9 protein-coding genes are annotated in these 19,673 nt (G+C 75.6%); 1 reads left to right on the top strand and 8 read right to left on the bottom strand.

Annotation, left to right across the window (positions count from 1 at the left end; genetic code table 11):
• Positions 1-114: 114 nt before the first annotated feature.
• Together ACYVGT_RS00310 and ACYVGT_RS00305 are read right to left on the bottom strand one after the other, a co-directional pair.
• Positions 115-2,640: an MMPL family transporter gene (locus ACYVGT_RS00310; RefSeq protein ID WP_460854272.1), complete on the bottom strand. Its 2,526-nt coding sequence runs from the start codon at positions 2,638-2,640 to the stop codon at positions 115-117.
• A 47-nt stretch (positions 2,641-2,687) separates the two neighbouring features.
• Positions 2,688-3,359, bottom strand: a complete 672-nt coding sequence (locus ACYVGT_RS00305; protein WP_460854271.1) for a TetR/AcrR family transcriptional regulator — start codon at positions 3,357-3,359, stop codon at positions 2,688-2,690.
• Between the two features lie 327 nt (positions 3,360-3,686).
• Here ACYVGT_RS00305 and ACYVGT_RS00300 point away from each other — a divergent pair, with 327 nt between their 5' ends.
• Positions 3,687-4,589 (top strand): LysR family transcriptional regulator, encoded by a 903-nt coding sequence (locus ACYVGT_RS00300; protein WP_460854270.1) that lies wholly within the window; start codon positions 3,687-3,689, stop codon positions 4,587-4,589.
• Between the two features lie 366 nt (positions 4,590-4,955).
• Here ACYVGT_RS00300 and ACYVGT_RS00295 read toward each other — a convergent pair whose 3' ends face one another.
• The 6 genes from ACYVGT_RS00295 to ACYVGT_RS00270 form a co-directional block, all read right to left on the bottom strand.
• On the bottom strand, positions 4,956-6,047 hold the full coding sequence (locus ACYVGT_RS00295; protein ID WP_460854269.1) for a C45 family autoproteolytic acyltransferase/hydolase: 1,092 nt from the start codon (positions 6,045-6,047) through the stop codon (positions 4,956-4,958).
• A gap of 167 nt (positions 6,048-6,214) precedes the next feature.
• Entirely contained in the window at positions 6,215-7,111 is an 897-nt protein-coding gene (locus ACYVGT_RS00290; RefSeq protein WP_460854268.1) for an ABC transporter permease, read from the bottom strand.
• Complete coding sequence (locus tag ACYVGT_RS00285; protein WP_460854267.1) at positions 7,108-8,103, bottom strand: ATP-binding cassette domain-containing protein; 996 nt, start codon at positions 8,101-8,103, stop codon at positions 7,108-7,110. Before ACYVGT_RS00285 ends, ACYVGT_RS00290 begins: the two co-directional genes overlap by 4 nt.
• Before the next feature lie 46 nt (positions 8,104-8,149).
• Positions 8,150-8,359: an MbtH family protein gene (locus tag ACYVGT_RS00280; RefSeq protein WP_460854266.1), complete on the bottom strand. Its 210-nt coding sequence runs from the start codon at positions 8,357-8,359 to the stop codon at positions 8,150-8,152.
• A 49-nt stretch (positions 8,360-8,408) separates the two neighbouring features.
• Positions 8,409-18,833: an amino acid adenylation domain-containing protein gene (locus tag ACYVGT_RS00275; RefSeq protein WP_460854265.1), complete on the bottom strand. Its 10,425-nt coding sequence runs from the start codon at positions 18,831-18,833 to the stop codon at positions 8,409-8,411.
• 195 nt (positions 18,834-19,028) lie between these two features.
• Positions 19,029-19,259, bottom strand: coding sequence for a hypothetical protein (locus ACYVGT_RS00270; RefSeq protein ID WP_460854264.1), 231 nt, complete (start codon positions 19,257-19,259; stop codon positions 19,029-19,031).
• Positions 19,260-19,673: the final 414 nt, after the last annotated feature.

The following is a 19,673-nucleotide window of genomic DNA, read 5'->3' as shown; positions in this document are numbered from 1 at the left end:
GGCCGCGTTCCGGGGCCCGCGCCGGGCACAGCGAGGGGCCGGACCCGTGCGGGTCCGGCCCCTCCGGCTCGGGCGGGCGCAGCTATCCGGCTCGGACGGCCGCGCACCCGGGTGTCAGCGGCCCTGCTGGGATACCGGCTCTTCGGCCGGGTCCGCGGCCGGCTCCGGCGCATCGCCGCCGCCCCCGGGCCCGTGCGCACCGCCGCCGTGCCGCTGCTCCAGCGAGGCGCCCTCGACATCGACGTCGGGCAGGATGCGGTCGAGCCAGCGCGGCAGCCACCAGGCGGCGTCGCCGGCCAGCCGCATGACCGCCGGGATCAGCAGCATGCGCACGATGAACGCGTCGAGCAGCACGCCGATCGCGAGCGCGAAGCCCATCGAGCTGATCATCATCGACTCGGCGAAGACGAACCCGCCGAACACCGAGATCATGATGATGGCGGCCGCCGTCACCACCGAGCGGCCGGCGCGGAAGCCCTGGGCGACGGCCAGCCGGGCCGGTGCGCCGTGCACGTAGGCCTCGCGCATCCCGGTGCCGATGAACAGCATGTAGTCCATCGCCAGTCCGAAGAGGATGCCGGCGAGCAGGGTGGGCAGGAAGTTGAGCACCGGCAGACCCGCCGTGTCCGGGCCGATGACCGGCGCCAGCCAGCCCCACTGGTAGACGGCGACCACCGCGCCCAGCGCGGCGAAGTAGGACAGCACGAACCCGGCCGTCGCCACCACCGGCACGAACAGCGAGCGGAACACCAGCAGCAGGATCACCAGCGACAGGCCGACCACGACGGTCAGGTAGACCGGCAGTGCGTCGCTCAGGGTCTCCGAGATGTCGATGTTGCCGCTGGCCATGCCGGCGACGCCCAGCGTGCCGGTGCCGTGCACCGGCTCCAGGTCGCGCAGCGTGTGCACGAGGTCGGTGGTGACCTCGCTGGAGGGGCCCTCCTCCGGCAGAACCTGGAAGATCGCCATGGTGCCGTCGTCGTTGACGCCGATCGGGGCCACCGCGGCGACGCCGTCGCGGCTGTAGATCTGCTCGGCGATGTCGTACTGGTGGTCCGCTGCGGTGTCCTCGGCGAGTTCGTCGGTGGGACCGCCCGGCAGCTGGGCCGCCACCAGCAGCGGGCCGTTGGCGCCCTCGCCGAACTGGTCGGAGAGGGTCTCATAGGCCCGGTGCTGGGTGGACTCCGCGGGCTCGGCGAGGCCGTCCGGCATGCCGAGCTGGAGGTTCAGGGCGGGCAGCGCCACGGCCCCCAGGGCCAGCACCGCCACAGCGGTGCGCAGCACCGCTGAGCCGGCCGGCATCGGCTTCACCTCGGCGGCGTGCGCCCCGCCCCCGCCGGCAGCGCCGGCGCCGATTCCGGCGGCCGCGGCGCGCTCCTTGCGGGAGAGGATCCGCGGGCCGGCCAGCGAGAGCAGGGCCGGCACCAGGGTGACCGCGATGAGCACGGCGACGGCGATGGCCAGCGCGCCGATGGAGCCCATCAGGCCGAGAAAGCCGATCCCGGTCAGGTTCAGCGCCAGCAGCGCCACCAGCACCGTCGTTCCGGCGAACACCACGGCGTTGCCGGCGGTGCCGTTGGCCAGCCCGATGGACTCGCCGAGAGCGGTCCCGCGCTTGAGCTGGATGCGGTGCCGGTTGACGATGAACAGCGCGTAGTCGATGCCGACGGCGAGGCCGAGCATCAGCCCGAGGATCGGGGTGACCGAGGCCATCTCCAGCACATCGGACAGCGACATCGCGGTGGCGACCGCAATCCCCACGCCGATCATCGCGGTGAGGATGGGCAGCCCGGCGCCGATCAGGGTGCCGAGCATGACCACCAGGACGACGCCGGCCACGATGAGGCCGATGATCTCCGCAGGCCCGGCGATGTCGGGGATGGCCATGGCGATGTCGTTGGCGAACTCGACCTCGGTGCCCTCCACCGGCTGGTCGGCGAAGACCGCCATGACCTCTTCCTTCAGCTCGCCAGGCGTCTCCTCCTGGCTCTGGGTGAAGGAGATGTTGACCAGCGCGGTGGAGCCGTCGTCGGAGACGGTGCCGATCCCGTCGGCCATCTCCATCAGCTCGGCGCCCTGGTCGAGTTCGCGCTGGCCGTCGTCGAGCTCCTCGCGGCCCTGGTCGATCTCCTCCTGCTGGGCGTCGAGGCCCTCTTCGAGCTCGGGGAGCATGCCCGCGGCCTCGGCCTGGTCGCGGCCGGCGTCGAGCTGCTCCTGGCCCGCTTCCAGCTCGTCCCGGCCGTCCTCGAGTTCGGCGCGGCCCTCTTCGAGCTCGTCGGCCTGCTCGGCGCGGTCCTCCTCGGTGGCGAAGGGGTCGATGGCGTCCTCAACGCCGCCGATGCCGGCGGCCTCATCGGCGCGCTCGGCGATCGCCTCCTGCTGCTCGCTGGTGAACGGCTCGCCGTCCTGGGTGGAGTAGACGACGGTGCCGGCGCCGCCGCCCATCCCGTCGAACTCCTTCTTGAGGGTCTGGTTCACCTCGTCGGTGGGGGTCCCCGGGATGGAGAAGCTGTCTTTGAGCTCCCCGGAGAAGAGGAGGAACGCGGTGCCTGCCGCGACGAGGAGCGCCAGCCAGAGTGCGATGACGCTCTTGGCCCGGCGCGCGCTGGCGCGCCCGAGCCGATAGAGAAGTTCAGCCATGTCCGCCTGCAAACGATGGTGGTGACGGTGGTCGGTGCTGCGTGCGCTCAGGCGCTGCCGGGCCCGGGCGCGGTGGCGCCGTAGCCGGTACGCGCCGCGGCGATCATGCGGTCGAGGAGGCCGTCCCAGACGCGGCGGGACTCCGGGGTGTCGGCCCCTCCCGTCGCGTCCTCCCAGTAGCCGACGGTGATGACTCCGCCGCTGACGACGGCCCCGCACATCAGGTCGACGAGAAAGGGGTCGGTGTCGGGATGGAGGCGGCGGAGCGTGGCCGCCAGCTGCGCGCGCAGCTCAGTGAAGGCCCGCTCGAACATCTGGGCGTGGCCGTGCGACACGCCCCCGCCGTCCGGGCCGAGGATGCGCTTGAGACGGCAGATGGGAGTGACCAGGTCGGCGGCCCGCACTGCGGCCGCGAGCTGGTCGAACATTCCGTCGGCGTCGCCCGGGTCGGCCGCCCGCGCGGAGAGCTCGTCCTCGATGCCCGCCACGATGCTCGCGAGCATGCCCCCGAGGGCCTCGAGGACGATCTCCTCCACGGAGCCGAAGTGGTTGAACACGGTGCGCCGCGCGACGTCGGCCCGCTCCGCCAGCTCGTCGGCGGTGAAGCCGGTCCCGTCCCGCTCGGCGATGAGGGCCGCCGCCGCTTCGACGATCCGCCGCCGGTGCCGGGCCTTCGTGCGCTCGCGCCGCCCCAGCGGGCACCCCGTGTCCTCCCCCATGCGACCAGAGTACGCATTGCGTGCACTCCGTGCAAAGTCGCACGAAGTGCATTGCTTCACGGAATGCATCGATTCACTCCGTGCACGGCTGCACCGCGTGCACGGATTCCTCCGCCCGCTGGGCCGGAAACCGGGCGACCGGAACGCCCGGGACAAGCCGGCCGCACCGCCTCCACCTGCGGTTGTGCACCGCGCAATCCGAACCGTGTTCGCTTCCGCCGAGGGGGGTAGGAAATCGCCGTCTCTTTTGCCGCAAAATGACCCTCTGTTCCCGACCGGACTCCTAGAGTGCCCACCACTGAGCCGCTCCGGCCGGGAAGGGACGCCATGACGACGCTGCTGGACCCGCAGACACTGCGGGTCATCATCGAGGTCGACCGCGAGCGGCACATGGGACGTGCCGCGGAGAGGTTGTACATGTCGCCCACCGCAGTAAGCCGCCACCTGGGTTCCGCCGAACAGCGCCTGCAGACCCGGCTCTTCGCCCGGGGCGGGCGCGGACCCGTCCAGCCGACCGCGGCCGGGGCGCGCGCCGTCGCCGACGCGCGGCGCATCCTCGCCGCCCTGGAGGAGCTGCCCGACTCCGTGCGCGGCGGCGAGGAGCCGGGGACCCGCCGCATCCGGATCGGGGTCCTCGGCAGCGGCCTGGGCAAGGACACCGCGCCCATCATGGCCGCCTGGCGCGAGCTCTTCCCCGACGTGTCGGTGGAGTTCCTCGCACTCTCCGGCGACGACCACGACATCGCCCTGCAGTCCGGCCGCGTGGACCTGGCCGTCATCTGCCTGACCGGCGAGGAGGAGGGGCTGGACACCCACGTCGCCTACAGCACGCGCCGCGCCGTGGTCGCGCCGCTGTGGAGCGAGTTCGCCGACGCCGAGGAACTGAGGCCGGACGACGTGGCCGACGCGCCGTGGCTGTTCTCCCGCATCCCGCGCGACCTGGAGCCGCTCTGGTCCGACCTGCCGGTCCTCGACGCGCCGCGCACCACGGTGCTCAGCGATCCCGCGCACGTCGCGCCGGCGGTCGCCGCCACCGGGCGGCTGGCCAACCACAGCATGGCGGCGGAGCCGCTGGGGGTGCCGGGCATGGTGCGCTTCGTTCCGCTGACCGGCCCCAGCGTCGACATCGGTGCGGCGGTGCGCCAGGGGGAGCAGCGCCCGGCAGTGCGCACCCTGCTGGACATCGTGCAGGTCTACCACACTGAGGAACCATCCAGTAACGGTTCGTAATCCAGGTGTCAATGGCTTTTCCCTGCGAATTTCGCAGATGTAATCCGGCCTCCGAGATGGTCTCCTAGGAAGTGGCCGCTCGGCGCTGCTCCCCCTCCGGAGCGCCCGAGCGGCCACTTGCCGCCGTCCACGCCGAAGGGATGCAGCCGTGACGCTGACACAGCCGGTCTGCGCACGAACCACCAGCGGCACCGCCCGGACCGCCGGCAGACCGCAGCGGAGCCCGGCTGCGGCCCGCGCCCACGTGGTGTGGGTCAGAACGGACCGCCCGGTCCGCGCAGCCGGGGGCGTGCGCCGCACCCGCTCGGCCGCTCCGCACGGCTGACCCCCGCCGCTCTGCCCCGGGCGGTCCGCTCCCGACCGGATTCAGGCCGCGGAGACCGGTGCCGCGGAGTCTGCCCAGGGCGCGTCGGCAGCGCTGCAGGGGCGGCCGGGGTGGACCAGGAGGCGTCCCGCCGCGACGTCGAGGGTGATCGTGGCCAGAGTGTCCCACCGCTCGTGCATCGGGTCGGCAGGGTCGCTGTGCATGCACGTGTCACCGGAACCGGTGTGCTCGGCGAGCTGTGCCGCACGCTCGACCGGTCCGGCGGCCGGGTCGCGGACCGCCGCGCGGATCCGCGCGAGCCGGCCGGTGGTGGTCGACTCGGCGAGGTCGGCGCGCTCGCCGGGCGCCAGCCGCGGGTCGAGGAAGTGGTTGGTGTGGGTGAGCCGGCCGCTGCTGGGTGCGACCTCGCCGACGCCGTCCGGGGACAGCTCCAGGCACCGGGCGTCGCCGCGGCTGCCGTCGTAGGTGACGACGGTGAGCACCGAGGAGGCTGAGTACCGGGCCGAGCGGGCGATCTGGGCGGCCTGCTCCACGGTGGCCGCCTCATCGAGGATGCGGCGGGCGGCGATGTGCACGGGCACACCGATCTCGGGCCCGTCGCCGAGATGCCGCAGCACGTTGAGGTGCAGGCCCAGTCCGGCGCTGTTCACCCCGATCTTGCCCGCGATGCCGGCCTCGGTGAAGGTGTCGACCCGGTGGCCGGGCCGCGGCTCCAGGGTCCACAGCAGCCGGCCGCCGGCGAGGGCGGGGTGCCAGTCCCATGTCTGCACCGTGCGCGGCGGTGCGCCGCGGGGCAGCAGCACCGCGGTCGAGCACTCCCCCTCGCCGGCGGTGGCCAGGGCCCCGAGGATCTCGGTGCGGGCGTTGAGCGCCCCCAGCTGCCAGGGCTCCAGCCCCGCCCCTGCGGCGATGCCGGCGATCTCCGCGGCGAGTCCGGGAGCCCAGTCGGCGACCGCTTCCAGTGCCTGCCCGCCCCAGTCGCGCACCTGCTCGGGCCGGGCGCCGTGCGCGGCGAACAGCGCACCATAGCCGGCGGCGCTGCCCCGGACGGCGCCGGACAGCGCGGCCCCGAGCTCCCGGCCGCGCTCAGCGGCCCCGGTGGCGGTGGACGTATGGCGCAGCAGCCCGGACATCGAACCCCTCCCGCAGCGGCAAGGCCCCCAGCATCCCCCGGCCCTGCCCCGGAAGGGAAGGGCCGCCCGAGGGTGCGCAGCCTCCGGCGCGCTCCGGAACCGCGGCAGAGGGCGCGGCGGTCCCGGCCGGCCCAGCTGGCCCGGCCTCCGCGGTTCCGGCAGTGGCTTCAGCCCCGGCTGATCCGGCGGAACCGGGCCAGGGCGAGGGGCGCGAAGACGGCGACCAGCGCGGCCGACGACAGCACGGCGTAGAGCAGCGGCTGCTGCCCCGGCCACGCCGCGGAGGCGCCGAAGCCGGGCGGCGGCGCGTTCCCGAAGAGCTCGCGCGCCGCCGCTGCGACCGCAGTGACCGGATTCCACTCCGCGACGATCCGCAGCGGCGCCGGCAGGGAGTCCAGGGAGACGAAGGCTCCGGAGAGGAACGTCACCGGGAACAGCCAGATCAGCCCCATGCTCTGGGCGACCTCCGCGCTGCGGGCGAACAGCCCGATCACCGCCCCGATCCAGGCCACCGCGAAGGCGAACAGCACCAGGACGGCGAACCCGGCCGCGGCGGCCAGGACCCCTTCGCCGGCGCGCCATCCGATCGCCAGGCCGAAGACCGCGACGACGGCCACCGACGCCGCGCTGACGCACAGGTCGGAGAGCGTGCGGCCGAGGATCACCCCCCAGCGCGACATGGGCAGGGTGCGGAACCGGTCCACCACCCCCTGCTGCAGGTCGGCCGCCAGGCCGATCGCCGTGAAGGACGCGCCGAAGGTGATCGTCTGCACGAACACCCCGGCGATGAGGAACTCCCGGTAGGCGTCGCCGCCGAGGCTGCCGCCGAAGACGAAGGCGAGCAGGAACACGAAGATGAGCGGCTGGATCAGCCCGGTCACCCACTTGCCCGGTGTGCGGCGCATGTTCACCAGGTTGCGCCCGGCGACGATCGCGCCGTCCCGCAGGGCTCCGCGGAGGGCGCCGGCCGGTCCCGGCGGCGCGGGCAGCGGCTCGCGGGCCGCCGGCCCGCGGCGGACGGGCTCCGCCGCCGTAGCCGCGGGCTGTGCCGGTGCGGTCGTCATCGGCGGGCCTCCTCTGATTCGGCGGTGTCCGGAACCGGCGGCTCCGCACGGTGCGCGGTGAGCGACAGGAAGACCTCGTCGAGTGTGGGGCGCCGCAGCGCCGCCTCCACCACTCCGATCCCCCGGTCCTCCAGCTCCGTCAGCGCCCGTGCCAGGGTGCGCTGCCCCTCGGGCGCGGCCGCTGTCAGGCGTCCGGCGCTGTCGGCCCGCGGCCCGCGGCCGCCCGCAGCGGCCATCGCCTCGGCCGCAGCTGCGGACGGCCCCGGGCCGGCGAGGAGGACGTCGATCCGCTCCCCGCCGGTGCGGGCCTTGAGGGCGTCGGCGCTGCCCCGCGCGATGACGCGGCCGTGGTCGACGACCACGATGTCGTCGGCGAGCCGGTCCGCCTCCTCCAGGTACTGGGTGGTGAGGAGGACGCTGGTGCCGTCGGCGACCAGGTCCTCGACCGAGCGCCATACGTCCTGGCGCCCGCGCGGGTCCAGCCCGGTGGTGGGTTCGTCGAGGACCACCACCTCCGGCCGCGCGACCAGCGCCCCGGCAAGATCGAGCCGCCGGCGCATCCCTCCGGAGTAGTGCTCGGCGCGGCGGCCGGGCAGGTCCGCGAGGCCGAAGCGCTCCAGCAGCTCGTCTGCGCGGCGGCGGGCCTCCCGCCGGCGCAGGCCGTAGAGGCGGCCCACCAGGACGAGGTTCTCGTGCCCGGTGAGCTTGCCGTCGACAGCCGCGTACTGGCCGGAGGCGCCGATGCGGCGGCGCACCCCGGCGGCGTCGTGCACCACGTCGCACCCCGCAACGCGGGCGCTGCCGCCGTCCGGTCGGAGCAGCGTGGTCAGGATGCGCACCGTGGTGGTCTTCCCGGCCCCGTTGGGGCCGAGCAGCCCGAGGACGCATCCCCGGGGCAGCGCCAGGTCGACACCGCTGAGAGCGCGGTGGGTCCCGAAGGACTTGGTCAGCCCGGCCGCCTCCAGGGCGTGCTCGGGGGCGGGCAGCGTCATCGCCGTCCCCTCCGTTCGGTGCCCGGACGTGCCCGGGCGTCGGGACTCACAGCGCGTCGAGTTCGCGGACGCTCCGCGGCCGCATGTCGGTCCAGTTGGCCTCGATGTGGTCCAGGCACTCCTGGCGCCCGCCGGGGCCGTGCACGACCACCCAGCCGCCCGGGACCTCGGCGAACGCGGGCCACAGGGAGTGCTGCTCCTCGTCGTTGACGAGGACGAGGAAGCGGCCGTCGGCATCGTCGAAGGGGTTGTTCATGATGGTCCTCCATCGCATCGTGGTGGCGTGCGGCTGCCCGTGCCCGGCTTCAGGGGCAGGGCGACCTCTCCTGTTCGGCGAGTACCGCGGCGACGCGCTCCAGCGCCGCGGACGCGGTCATCCCGGCGTGGGTGGCGTCGACCGCATGGACGCGGACCGCGCTCGTGGTGAGCGGCTCCCACGCGGCGCCCTGGCCGGTGCGGCCGTCGCGCGCGGCGGTGAACAGCAGCGTCTCGGCGGCGGTCACCCCCGGCGGCTCCGCGGCGAGGACACCGGACTGCGCGGCGAAGGACCCGGCCATCCGGTCGGCGGTGGCAGCGCCGACCGTGGCGAGCGGGCCCGACGCGCGGCCGAACAGGTCGACCAGGCCGGGACCGTCGAGGCCGCGCAGCTCCTCCGGCGCGCCGGCGTGGCCCAGGGCGATCGCCAGAGCGGCGTGCGCGCCGCTGGCGGCGGCGCCGGCCGCGGCCCGGGGCGCACCCGGGGCGGAGTCGAGCAGTGCGAGCAGGTCGACCGTCTCCCCGAGGGCGCTCAGCCGCGCGGCGATCACGTGGGCGAGATTGCCCCCGAAGGACCAGCCGAGGAGGCGGTAGGGCCCCTCCGGCCGCACCGCGCGCATCCAGGCGATGTAGTCGTCGGCGAGCGCGGTGAGCGAGTCCGGTGTCCGCGGTTCCGCTGCACCGGGGTCCATCCCCGGCGCCTGGAGGCCGTAGACCGGCTGGTCGGCGTGGAGGTGGGGCAGCAGCCCCGCGTAGGCCCAGGCGAGTCCGCCAGCGGGATGGACGCAGAACAGCGGCGGGCGCGTCCCCGTCGGGCGCAGCGGCAGCACGCGCCCGAACGCGGACTCGGCATCCCCGCCTCCGGCGTCGGCCCTGGCCACCAGCCGGGCCGGTGTGGACGCCCGGAAGAGGTCGGGGACGGCCACCTCCGCGCCGAGCACGGTGCGCACCCGGGAGATCAGTCCGACCGCGAGCAGGGAGTGCCCCCCCAGTTCAAAGAAGTCGTCGTGGACACCCACCCGGTCGACCCCCAGTGCCTCGGCGAACAGCTCGCACACCGCCGCCTCGCGCGGTCCGCGCGGCGGATCGCCCGTCCCGGCCGCGGCGAAGTCGGGCGCAGGCAGGGCCGCCCGGTCGAGTTTGCCGTTCGGGGTGAACGGCAGGGCGCCGACCTCGGTGAAGGCGGCGGGCACCATGTACTCCGGCAGCCGCTCGGCGAGGTAGTCGCGGAGCTCGTGCACCGCCGCGGGCGCCTCCCCCGACGGTGCGACGTGGGCGACCAGGCGGTACCCCGCCGCCGGGTCGTGGTGCGCGGTGACGGCGCACTCGGCCACCCCGGGGTGGGTCGCGAGGACGGCGCCGGTCTCGTCCGGTTCCACGCGGTAGCCGCGGATTTTCACCTGGTCATCGCCGCGGCCGACGAACTCCAGGGCTCCGGTGCGGTCCCAGCGCACCAGGTCGCCGGTCCGGTACATGCGCCCGCCGCCCGGGGTGAACGGGTCGGCGACGAACCGGCCGCCGGTGAGCGCCGGACGCTCCCGGTAGCCGCGGGCGACCCCCGCGCCGGCCAGGTAGAGCTCGCCCACCGCCCTGGGCGGTACCGGGCGCAGGCCGGGATCGAGGACGTAGGCCCGCGTGTTGGCGACCGGGCGCCCGATCACGGGGTCCTGCGCCGCGTCGAGCGGAGCGGTGACGCTGTCCACCGTGCACTCGGTGGGGCCGTAGAAGTTGTAGGACCGCACTCCGCGCAGGCGGCGCAGCCGCTCCCACAGCGCGGAGTCGACCGGCTCTCCGCCGAGGGCGACGGTCGTGGGGCCGCCGTCGCCGTCGAACAGTCCGGCGTCCATCAGCCGGCGGGCGTGCGACGGTGTCAGCTCCACCGAGTCGATCCCGGCTGCGCGCAGGTGGTCAGCAGTCGCTTCGGGGTCTGCGCGCAGCGCGTCGCCGATGATGTGCAGCTCGTGGCCGTCCACCAGCCACAGCACCGGGTCCCACGCGGCGTCGAAGGCCGCCCCGGCCAAGTGGGCCACCCGTAGCGGGCCTCCGCGCCGCTCGCGTGCCGGGGCGAACAGGTCCCGGCGGTGGGACGCGTAGAGGTTGGCCAGCGAGCGGTGCTCCACCTCCACGCCCTTGGGCCGCCCGGTCGACCCGGAGGTGTAGATGACGTAGGCGGTGTCCGCCGGGTCCACGCGGCGGTGCGCGCGGGGCGGCGCTGCGGAGGGCGAGCGCCCCGGCAGCAGGGGGGTGGCCGGGGGCGGACCGTCCAGGCGCAGCACCGGGACTGCCGGGCTGAGCCGCTCATGCTGCCCCTCGGCCGTCAGGACCAGTGTCGGGGCGGCGTCGGCGAGCAGCCCGGTGAGCCGCGCGTCGGGGTGGGAGGGGTCGAGCGGGAGGTAGGCGGCCCCGCTCTTCAGCACCCCCAGCAGGGTGCTCACGGTGCGGGTGGAGCGGGGCACCAGGACGGCGACGGTGTCGCCCGGTCCCACCCCCTGCCCGCGGAGGGCGAGTGCCACCAGGTCGGCCGACTCGCGCAGCGCGCGGAAGGTGACCCGTTCCGCGCCGTGCACCAGCGCGGCGGCGTCGGGTACGGCATCGGCCCGGCGGTCGAAGAGCTCCACCAGGGTCAGCTCGGGGGCGGGGAGAGCGGGGCCGGTCCCCTGGTCCAGCAGCGCCGCCCGCTCCGGCCCGTCGAGCACGTCGAGCGCACTGAGCCGACCGCCCGGGTCGGCGGCGGCGCCGCGCAGCACAGTGGTCAGCCGCGCGGCGAGCGCCTCCGCGGTCTCGGGGTCGAACATCGCGGCGTTGTACTCCAGCGTCGCCGAGATCCCCCCGGAGCCGCCCAGGTCGTCCGCACGTTCGGAGAAGGTGAACAGCAGGTCGAACTTTGCCTGCCCGGTCGCCGCGCCGGGTTCGGTCCGCGCGCGCAGCCCGGGCAGCTCCACCGTGGCCTCCTCGGTGTTCTGCAGCGCGAGCATCGTCTGGAACAGCGGGTGGCGTCCCAGGCGCCGGTCCGGGGCGACCTGCTCCACCACCTGTTCGAAGGGCACGTCCTGGTGCTGGTAGGCCGCCAGCACCTCCTCGCGCACCCGGGCCAGCAGGCCGTGGAAGGTCGGGTTGCCCGCGGTGTCGGTGCGCACGGCCAGGGTGTTGACGAAGAATCCGACCAAATCGTCGAGGGCGTCGTCGGTACGTCCGGCGACGGGGCTGCCGACGACGATGTCCTCGCCCGCGCCGAGGCGCGCGTAGAGCGCGGCGAGCGCCGCGTGCAGCACCATGAAAAGGCTGGCCGTGTGCTCCCTGGCCAGTCCGAGGAGCGCGCGGTGCAGATCGGGGCCGAGCTCGAACTCCACCGTTCCGGCGGGCTGGCGCGTCGCCTCCGGACGCGGGCGGTCGGCGGGAAGCTCCAGCTCGTGCGGCGCGCCGGCCAGGCGGTTCCGCCAGTGCGCGAGCTGGCGCCCGGCGACGCTCTCCGGATCGGCGGCGTCGCCGAGCACCGAGCGCTGCCAGAGGGTGTAGTCGGCGTACTGGACCGGCAGGGGGCTCCACTGCGGGGCCGCTCCCCCGCTCCGGGCGGTGTAGGCCACGGTCAGGTCCCGCGCCAGCGGTGCGGTGGACCAGCCGTCGCCGGCGATGTGGTGCAGCACCAGCAGCAGGACGTGCTCGTCGGCGCCCGCCCGCAGCAGATGGGCGCGCAGCGGCGCCTCGCGGGCCAGGTCGAAGCCCGTGCGCAGCAGCGCCGACATCCGTCCGGCGCACCCGTCCTGGGAGACCTCCTCGACCGCCAGCTCAGGGCGGGCCCGCTCCGGGGGGAGAACGTCCTGGTAAGGGCGGTCGTCGTGGGCATCCACGGGGAAGACGGTGCGCAGGCTCTCGTGCCGGTCGGTCACATCGCCCAGCGCCGCGGTCAGCGCCGCGGTGTCGAGCGCTCCGGTCAGGCGCAGCGCCAGGCCGATCCCGTACTCGGCGGCCTCCGGGTCCATCCGGTTGAGGAACCACAGCCGCTGCTGCGCGGGCGACAGCGGGATCCTGGCGGGCCGGCGCACCGGGCGCAGCGGCGCCTGGGCCCGCGTTCCCCGGTCGAGCCGGGCCGCGAGGAGAGCGGGCGTCGGCGCCTCGAAGAGGGTGCGGATCTCCAGTTCGGCCCCGAGCACCGAGCGGACGCGGGCGGTGAGCCGCGCCGCAAGCAGGGAGTGGCCGCCGCGGGCGAAGAAGTCGTCGTCGGCCGTCACTTCGGGCACGTCGAGTGTCTCGGCGAACAGCGCGCAGAGCGCGGCCTCGTCGCCCGTGCGCGGTCCGCGCCCCTGATCGGCGGCAGAGGGCTCCTCTGCGGGCAGGCCCCGCCGGTCCACCTTCCCGTTGGCGGTCAGCGGCAGCGTGTCGAGGACCGTCACGGTGGTCGGCACCAGATGGTCCGGGAGGCGCGCGGCCAGCTGTCCGCGCAGCTGCCGCCCGCTGATCCGGGCCCCCGGGCGCGGGGTGGCGTACCCGGCCAACCGCGCCCGTTCGGTCCCGGCCTCCACGGCGATCACCGCGGCCTGCGCGACGCCCTCCGCCGCGGCGAGGGCCGCCTCCGCCTCGCCCGGCTCGACCCGGTGGCCGCGGATCTTCACCTGGCCGTCGGCGCGCCCGTACACCCGCAGCGCGCCGTCGGGCCTGCGGGCCGCGCGGTCGCCGGTGCGGTACATCCGCGCACCGCCGCCGGTGAAGGGGTCGGCGACAAAGCGCTCCGCGGTGGCGGCGGGCCGCCCGAGGTACCCGATCGCGACGCCGTCGCCCTGCAGGTAGAGCTCGCCGACGACCCCGCTGGGCACCGGCCGCAGCCGCTCGTCGAGCACCAGCGCGCCGACGCCGGGCAGCGGATGCCCCACCACGGGGTCCGCTGCGGCCGCCGAGTCGGCGAAGGTGGCGTCGACGGTGCACTCCGTGGGGCCGTAGAGGTTCACCGCCAGGGCGCCGGCGGCGCGCACCTCCTCCCACAGCGCACTGTCCACGGCCTCGCCGCCCAGCGCGACGACCGCGGGGCCGCCCGCCTCCAGCAGGCCGAGTGCGACGAGCTGGCGGGCGTGGCCGGGGGCCACCTCCACGACGTCGGCGCGGCGCGCACGCAGCTCGGCGACGAGGCGCTCGCCGTCGCGGCGCGCGTCGGCGCCGACCACGTGCAGCTCGTGGCCGCCGACCAGCCACAGAACCGGGTCCCAGGCGGCGTCGAAGGCGAGGCCTGCGGTGTGCGCCGCCCGCAGCCGGAGCCGTCCGGTGTGCCGGGCGGCCGCGGCGAAGAAGCCGCGCCGGTGGCCGCCGAGCAGGTTCGCCAGCGACCGGTGCGACACGGCGACCCCCTTGGGGCGTCCGGTCGAGCCGGAGGTGTGCAGCACGTAAGCCGGGTCGGAGAGCCGGGGCGCCGCGGCGGCGGATCCGCCCGCGTGCGCGGCAGCGGCGTCGGCGATCTCTACCCGCGCCAGGTGGTCCGGCAGCGGCGCGGCGCCGTCGCGGGTGAGCACGCACGCGGGTGCCGCATCAGCGACGACAGCGGCCAGCCGCTCGGCCGGATGGTCGACGTCGAGCGGCAGGTAGGCGGCGCCGGCGGCGAGGACTCCGAGCTGGGCGACGACGGCCTCGGCCGATCGGGGCAGCGCCACCGCGACCGTCGCGCCGCGGCCCGCACCGCGCGCCGCCAGCAGCGCGGCCACGCCCTCGATCCGCTCACCCAGCTCGGCGAAGGTGAGGGCGGTGTCGGCGTCGGTGACCGCCGTGGCACCGGGTGTGCGGCGGACCTGCTCGCGGAGCGCGTCGACCACGGTGCCCTCCGGCACGGCGTCGAGCCCGCTGCCGTGCGCCGCCAGGGGCTGCGCACGTTCTTCGCCGGTGCGCAGGTCGGGGGCGCTGATGGGGGCCGCCGGGTCGTCCAGCAGGCCCGCCAGGAGCAGCTCCAGGCGCTGAGCGATCAGGCCGGCCCCGCGCGCGTCGAACTGCCCGGTGTCGTAGTCCAGTGTGCCGCGGATGCCCTGGGGCAGGCCTCCGGCTCCGGTCTCCTCGGCCAGGCTGAAGGAGAGCGCGAACTTCGCGCCGCCGGGGGCGGCGCCCGGCTCGTGCTCCACCGTGCAGCCGTCGAGCCGGGGTGCCGCCGCGGGGGTGTTCTGCAGGGTCAGCATGGTCTGGAACAGCGGGTGGCGACCGGGGGCGCGGGGCGGGTCGAGCTCCTCGACCACCCGTTCGAAGGGCACGTCGTGCTCGGCCAGGGCGTCCAGGTCGGCGCCGCGCACCCGGTCGACGAGCTCTCCCAGGGTGGGGTCGCCGGAGGTGTCGGCCCGCAGGGTGGCGGTGGAGACGAAGAAGCCGACGAGGCCGTCGAGCGCGGGCTCGCCGCGCCCGGCCGCCGCAGTCCCGATCGGCACGTCCTCGCCGGCTCCGAGCCGGGTGAGCAGCGCGGAGACGGCGGCGTGCAGCACAGTGAACAGGCTGGTGCCGTGGCGGCGCGCCAGCTCCACTGCTGCGGTGTGGGCCGCGGCACCGATCTCGACCGCCGTCTGCGCGGAGGCGGCGGGCGCGCTTGCGCGCGGGCGGTCGGTGGGAAGGGGGGTCTCCTCCGGGAGGTCCGCCAGCGCGGCGCGCCAGTGCGCGAGGCGGCGCGACCAGACCGAGTCCGGGTCGTCGGGGTCGCCGAGGACCTCCCACTGCCACAGCGCGTAGTCGACGTAGTCCACCGGCAGTGGTGCGAACTCGGGGGCGCGGCCCTCGCGGCGTGCCGCGTAGGCGTCGGCGAGGTCGGCGGACAGGGGCGCAAGCGACCAGCCGTCGCCGACGATGTGGTGCAGGGCGAGCAGCAGCACGTGCTGCTTTTCGGCCCGCGGACCGCCGTCCACCTCGAACAGCCGCACCCGCAGCGGTGGTTCGGCGGCGAGATTGAAGCGGCGCCCGGCCTCGTTGCGCAGCAGCGCCGGGAGCTCGGCCTCGGTGGTGCGCACGGTGGCGGCGTCGAGGGGGAGCTCGCCCGGGGCGCGGACCTCCTGGAAGGGGGTTCCGTCGGCGTCCGCGGGGAAGACGGTGCGCAGCGGAGCGTGCCGGTCGACGACGTCGCCGACCGCCCTGAGCAGGGCCTCGGTGTCGAGCTTTCCGGAGATCCGCAGTGCAGCCGGAATGGTGTAGGCGCCCGATCCCGGCGCGGCGCGCTCGACGAACCACAGCCGGCGCTGCGCGGGCGCCAGCGGCGGTCGGGCGGGGCGCGGCCGCGGCTTCAGTACGGGGCGCCCTTCGCTCCGGGGCGGAAGATGCGGGGCCAGCCCCGCGGGCGTCGGGTTCTCGAACAGGGTCCGGAGCGAGGGCGCGGCGCCCCGGACGTCGCGGATGCGCGCGGTCAGGCGGGTCGCCAGCAGCGAGTGGCCGCCCAGATCGAAGAAGTCGTCGTCGGGCCCGACCTCCGCGGTGTCCGCTCCGGCGCCGGGCGCGGCACCGGGCACCTCGGCGCCGAGCACCTCGCCGAAGAGGCGGCACAGCAGGCGCTCGTCCTCGCTCCGCGGGGCACGCGCCGATGCGCGGCGGAGCGGCGCCGCCTCCGGTGCGGGCAGCGCCGCGCTGTCGAGCTTGCCGTTCACGGTCAGCGGGACGCGCGGGATCGCGACGACGGAGTGCGGCACCTGCGCTGCGGGAAGCCGTGCCGCGACGTAGCTGCGCAGCTCAGCGGGGTCGGCGGTGCCGGCGGGCTCCGCCGTGTGCGGGGCGGCCACCACATAGGCGGTGAGCCGTCCGCCGGGAAGGCCGGGGCGGTCGGCTTCGGCACGCACCACGGCCTCGGCGACGCCGGGATGCGCGCGCAGTACGGCCTCGATCTCGCCGGGCTCGACCCGGTGGCCGCGGATCTTGACCTGGTCGTCGGCGCGCCCGGCGAAGTCGAGAGTGCCGTCGGCGCTTCTGCGGACCAGATCGCCGGTGCGGTACATCCTCGACCCGTCGGCGGCGAAGGGGTCGGCGGTGAAGCGCTCCGCGGTGGCCGCCGACCGGCCGAGGTAGCCGCGGGCGAGCCCGCCGCCGGCGAGGTAGAGCTCGCCGAGCGTCCCGTCCGCCGCGGGCTGCAGTGCGGTGTCGAGCACATAGTGGCGGGTCCCCGGCACCGGCGCGCCCAGGTGCGGCCGCTCCTCGGTACCGCTGCCGCCGGGGCCGCCGATCCGCGCGGTCAGCGCGTCCACGGTGGACTCCGTTGGGCCGTACAGGTTGACGCCGGTCAGGCCGGAGCGCGCGACTGCGGACCAGAGTCCGGCGTCGACGGCCTCGCCGCCCAGGGCGAGCAGGCGCAGCGGTCCGGGCTCCTGCCCGGAGCCGGGGGCCTCGTCCAGCAGTCCGGCGGTGACCAGGGCAGCGGCGAAGGAGGGGGTGGTCTCCAGGGCGTCGATGCCCGCGGCACGCACGTGGGCGAGGAGCGCCTCGGGATCGCGGCGCACAGGGTCGGCGATCAGGTGCAGCTCGTGCCCGGCGACCATCCACAGGAAGGGGTCCCATGCGGCGTCGAAGGCTGCGCCGGCGGTGTGCGCGGCGCGGACCGGGCGGTTCCCGCCGATCGCGCGGCGGCCGGTGGCGAACAGGCCCGCGCGGTGGGCGTCCAGGAGCCGGGCGAGCGCGGCGTGGCCGACCGCCACGCCCTTGGGCCGCCCGGTGGAGCCGGAGGTGAAGACCGTGTAGGCCAGGTCGCCCGGCCGCGGCGGCCGGCACTGGGAGGCTGCGGAAGGGGCGTCTGCGCCGTAGACCGCGGTGCGCACGGCGCCGTCGCCGATGTCGAGGACGGTGCCGCGGTCGGGGTCGGACGGGGTGGTCGAGGCGTGGGCCACGGTCACGGCCGGCGCAGCGTCGCGGAGCATCTGCGCGGTGCGCGCAGCGGGGTTGCCGGGGTCGAGGGGGAGGTAGGCGGCGCCGGACTTCAGGACGGCGAGCTGCGCGACGATGAGATCGGCGGTGCGCGGCAGGCACACCGCGGCGACGGCGCCGGACCCGGCGCCCGCCTCGGCGAGCAGGGACGCCAGCCGGTCGGAGGCGGCGTCGAGTTCGGCGAAGGTCAACCGGGTGCCGGCGGCGACCAGGGCGGTCGACCCCGGAGTCTGCGCGGCCTGGGACCGGAAGGCGTCGACCACGGTCGTGGTCTCGGGGCCGGCTCCGGGGGCCGCAGCGGCACGCGCGCGCTCCCGCGCCCCCGGGCCGGCGAGGTCCACCGAGGCGACGGTGGCGCCGGGATCGGCGCCGAGTGCCCGCACCGCCGCGAGGAAGCGCTCCTGGTGGCCGGAGAGATCGTCGCGGGTGTAGAGATCGGCGCTGCCGTCGAAGTCGACCACGGCTCGGGCACCGCCGGTGTGCACGATCACCGAGAGGTCCTCGACCGGGCCGACCGAAAGGTTGTGGGCGGTGCCGGTGAGCCCGCCGAAGGCGAGTTCCCGGCTCACCGGCAGGATGTTCACGGTCGGCCCCACCAGGCGCCGCCCCTGGGACATCCGGGCGAGCTCCTCCTGGCGGAAGCGCTGGTGGGCCAGTGCCGAGCGGGTCGCGGCCGCGGTGGTCCGCACCAGTTCGCCCAGGGGTGTCTCCGGCCGCACCGGGATGCGCAGCGGGACGATGTTGGAGACCATCGCGGGCACGGAGCGGGCGAGGCGGCTCCGGCGCGCGCTCACCGGCAGGCCCAGCACGATCTCGCGCTCTCCGGTGATGCGGTGCAGGTAGGCGGCCACCGCTGCGAGGAAGGCCGCCGGCGGTCCGGTGCCCGCCGCGCGCGCCGCCGCGGCGACCGCACCGGTCTCCTCCTCGCTGAGCGCGGCCGTGACGCGGTGCAGCTCGCGGGCCGCCCCGGAAGGCGCTTCCGCGGTGAGGGCGGTGCCGGCGGGGCTGTCCGCGAGCTGCCCGGCCCAGAACTCCCGGTCGCGGCCGTAGGCCGCGGACTCGGGGTAGGCGGCGTCCTCGGCGACCAGGTCCGGGTACCCGCCGAACGGGCTCTGGCCCGGATCGGTCCCGGCGGTGAGGGCGTCGTAGTGCTGGGCGACCCGGGCCAGCACCAGCATGGCGCCGTAGCCGTCCAGCAGCAGGTGGTGCACGCGCTGGTAGCAGAACCAGCGGCGCTCGCCCACGCGGATCAGGAGTTCGGTGAACAGCGCGGTACCGGTGAGTTCGCGCGGGGTCCGCAGGTCCGCGCGCATGATCCGGTGTGCGGCCTGCTCCGGCTCGGGCTCGCCGCGCAGGTCCAGGGTCTCCAGCTGCCAGTCGTCGGGGACCGCGACGCGCTGCCAGGGACCGTCCGCATCCTCACCGAACACCGTGTGCAGCGCCTCAGCCTCCAGGACCGCCGCGCGCATCGCCGCGCGGAACAGGCCGACATCCAGGTGGCCGTCCACTTCGAGGTACTCGCCGATCATCGCGGCGGTGCTGCCGGGCTGCCGCTGCTGGGCGAACCAGAGGGACCGCTGCGCGGCGGTCAGCGGAAGGCGGTCGGAACTGCTCGGTCGCATGGTGGCCTCTCGGTCGGCGCGGCGGAGTGCGGACATCGGCCGCGGCGTGGCTGGCTGCGCGGGAGGCGGCGGTCCGCGAGTGGACGGCCGGGGATGCTCAGGCGAGCCCGGTGGCCCCCTCGCGCGCCTGATGCTGCCGGGTGGCGTGGCCCGACGTGGAGCGCAGACGCGGAGGGGGCGGGCTCGGTACCGGTGTCAGTGCCGTTCCTGGTAGTTGCCGATGAAGATGGAGATGAGCCCCTGGTCACCGATGACCTGGCCGAGAAGGCTCGGCTGGCCGGACTCGGCGGCAGGGCGCTCCGCACCGGCGGGCGCAGTCGCGGCCGCGGCCGGAGCGGACATCCCGGCGGCCAGCGCCGCGGCGGCTGCAACTGAAGCGGCGGTGGCGGCAGTGGTGCGGACGGCAGGGCGGTTCGCTGAGAACACAGGTCACTTCCTCACGTGGAGAGCACTGCCGTCTCGGGCACGACGGGAGGCTCAGTGCAGAACGGGTCTCACAGGTGATTCGCCGCCTTTCCGGCTGCGGATTGGTGCCCATTCGGTCGGGATTTCTCCCGTGCGTCCCCCGCACCGCAGTGCGGGGGCGCCGGGGACGGGCGGGCACAGCACGGAAGGGGGCCAATCCGGGGCAAGCCGTCCGCGCACGCACCGGCGCCGGTGGCCGGCCGGTGTCCACCGCTCCCCTCCCCCGAAGGGAACCGGCTGGCCGGCGCACCCGGCCCGCTCTGCGGCGGCGGGCGCCGCCGGGGCCGATGACGCCGGGGGCGGTCCGGTGCATCCTGGTTGCCAGCCGCCGACTGCCCAGGGCGCGCCGCCCTGGCTCGCCCCCCTCCAGGAACC

The organism is Nocardiopsis coralliicola, assembly GCF_054779695.1.
Note: the sequence above shows the minus strand (reverse complement) of the source record. Positions and strands in the feature narration are given on the sequence as shown.

Coding starts and splice junctions, on each gene's coding strand:
- ACYVGT_RS00310 (WP_460854272.1), bottom strand. CDS start 2,640: ATGGCTGAACTTCTCTATCGGCTCGGGCGCGCCAGCGCGCGCCGGGCC.
- ACYVGT_RS00305 (WP_460854271.1), bottom strand. CDS start 3,359: ATGGGGGAGGACACGGGGTGCCCGCTGGGGCGGCGCGAGCGCACGAAG.
- ACYVGT_RS00300 (WP_460854270.1), top strand. CDS start 3,687: ATGACGACGCTGCTGGACCCGCAGACACTGCGGGTCATCATCGAGGTC.
- ACYVGT_RS00295 (WP_460854269.1), bottom strand. CDS start 6,047: ATGTCCGGGCTGCTGCGCCATACGTCCACCGCCACCGGGGCCGCTGAG.
- ACYVGT_RS00290 (WP_460854268.1), bottom strand. CDS start 7,111: ATGACGACCGCACCGGCACAGCCCGCGGCTACGGCGGCGGAGCCCGTC.
- ACYVGT_RS00285 (WP_460854267.1), bottom strand. CDS start 8,103: ATGACGCTGCCCGCCCCCGAGCACGCCCTGGAGGCGGCCGGGCTGACC.
- ACYVGT_RS00280 (WP_460854266.1), bottom strand. CDS start 8,359: ATGAACAACCCCTTCGACGATGCCGACGGCCGCTTCCTCGTCCTCGTC.
- ACYVGT_RS00275 (WP_460854265.1), bottom strand. CDS start 18,833: ATGCGACCGAGCAGTTCCGACCGCCTTCCGCTGACCGCCGCGCAGCGG.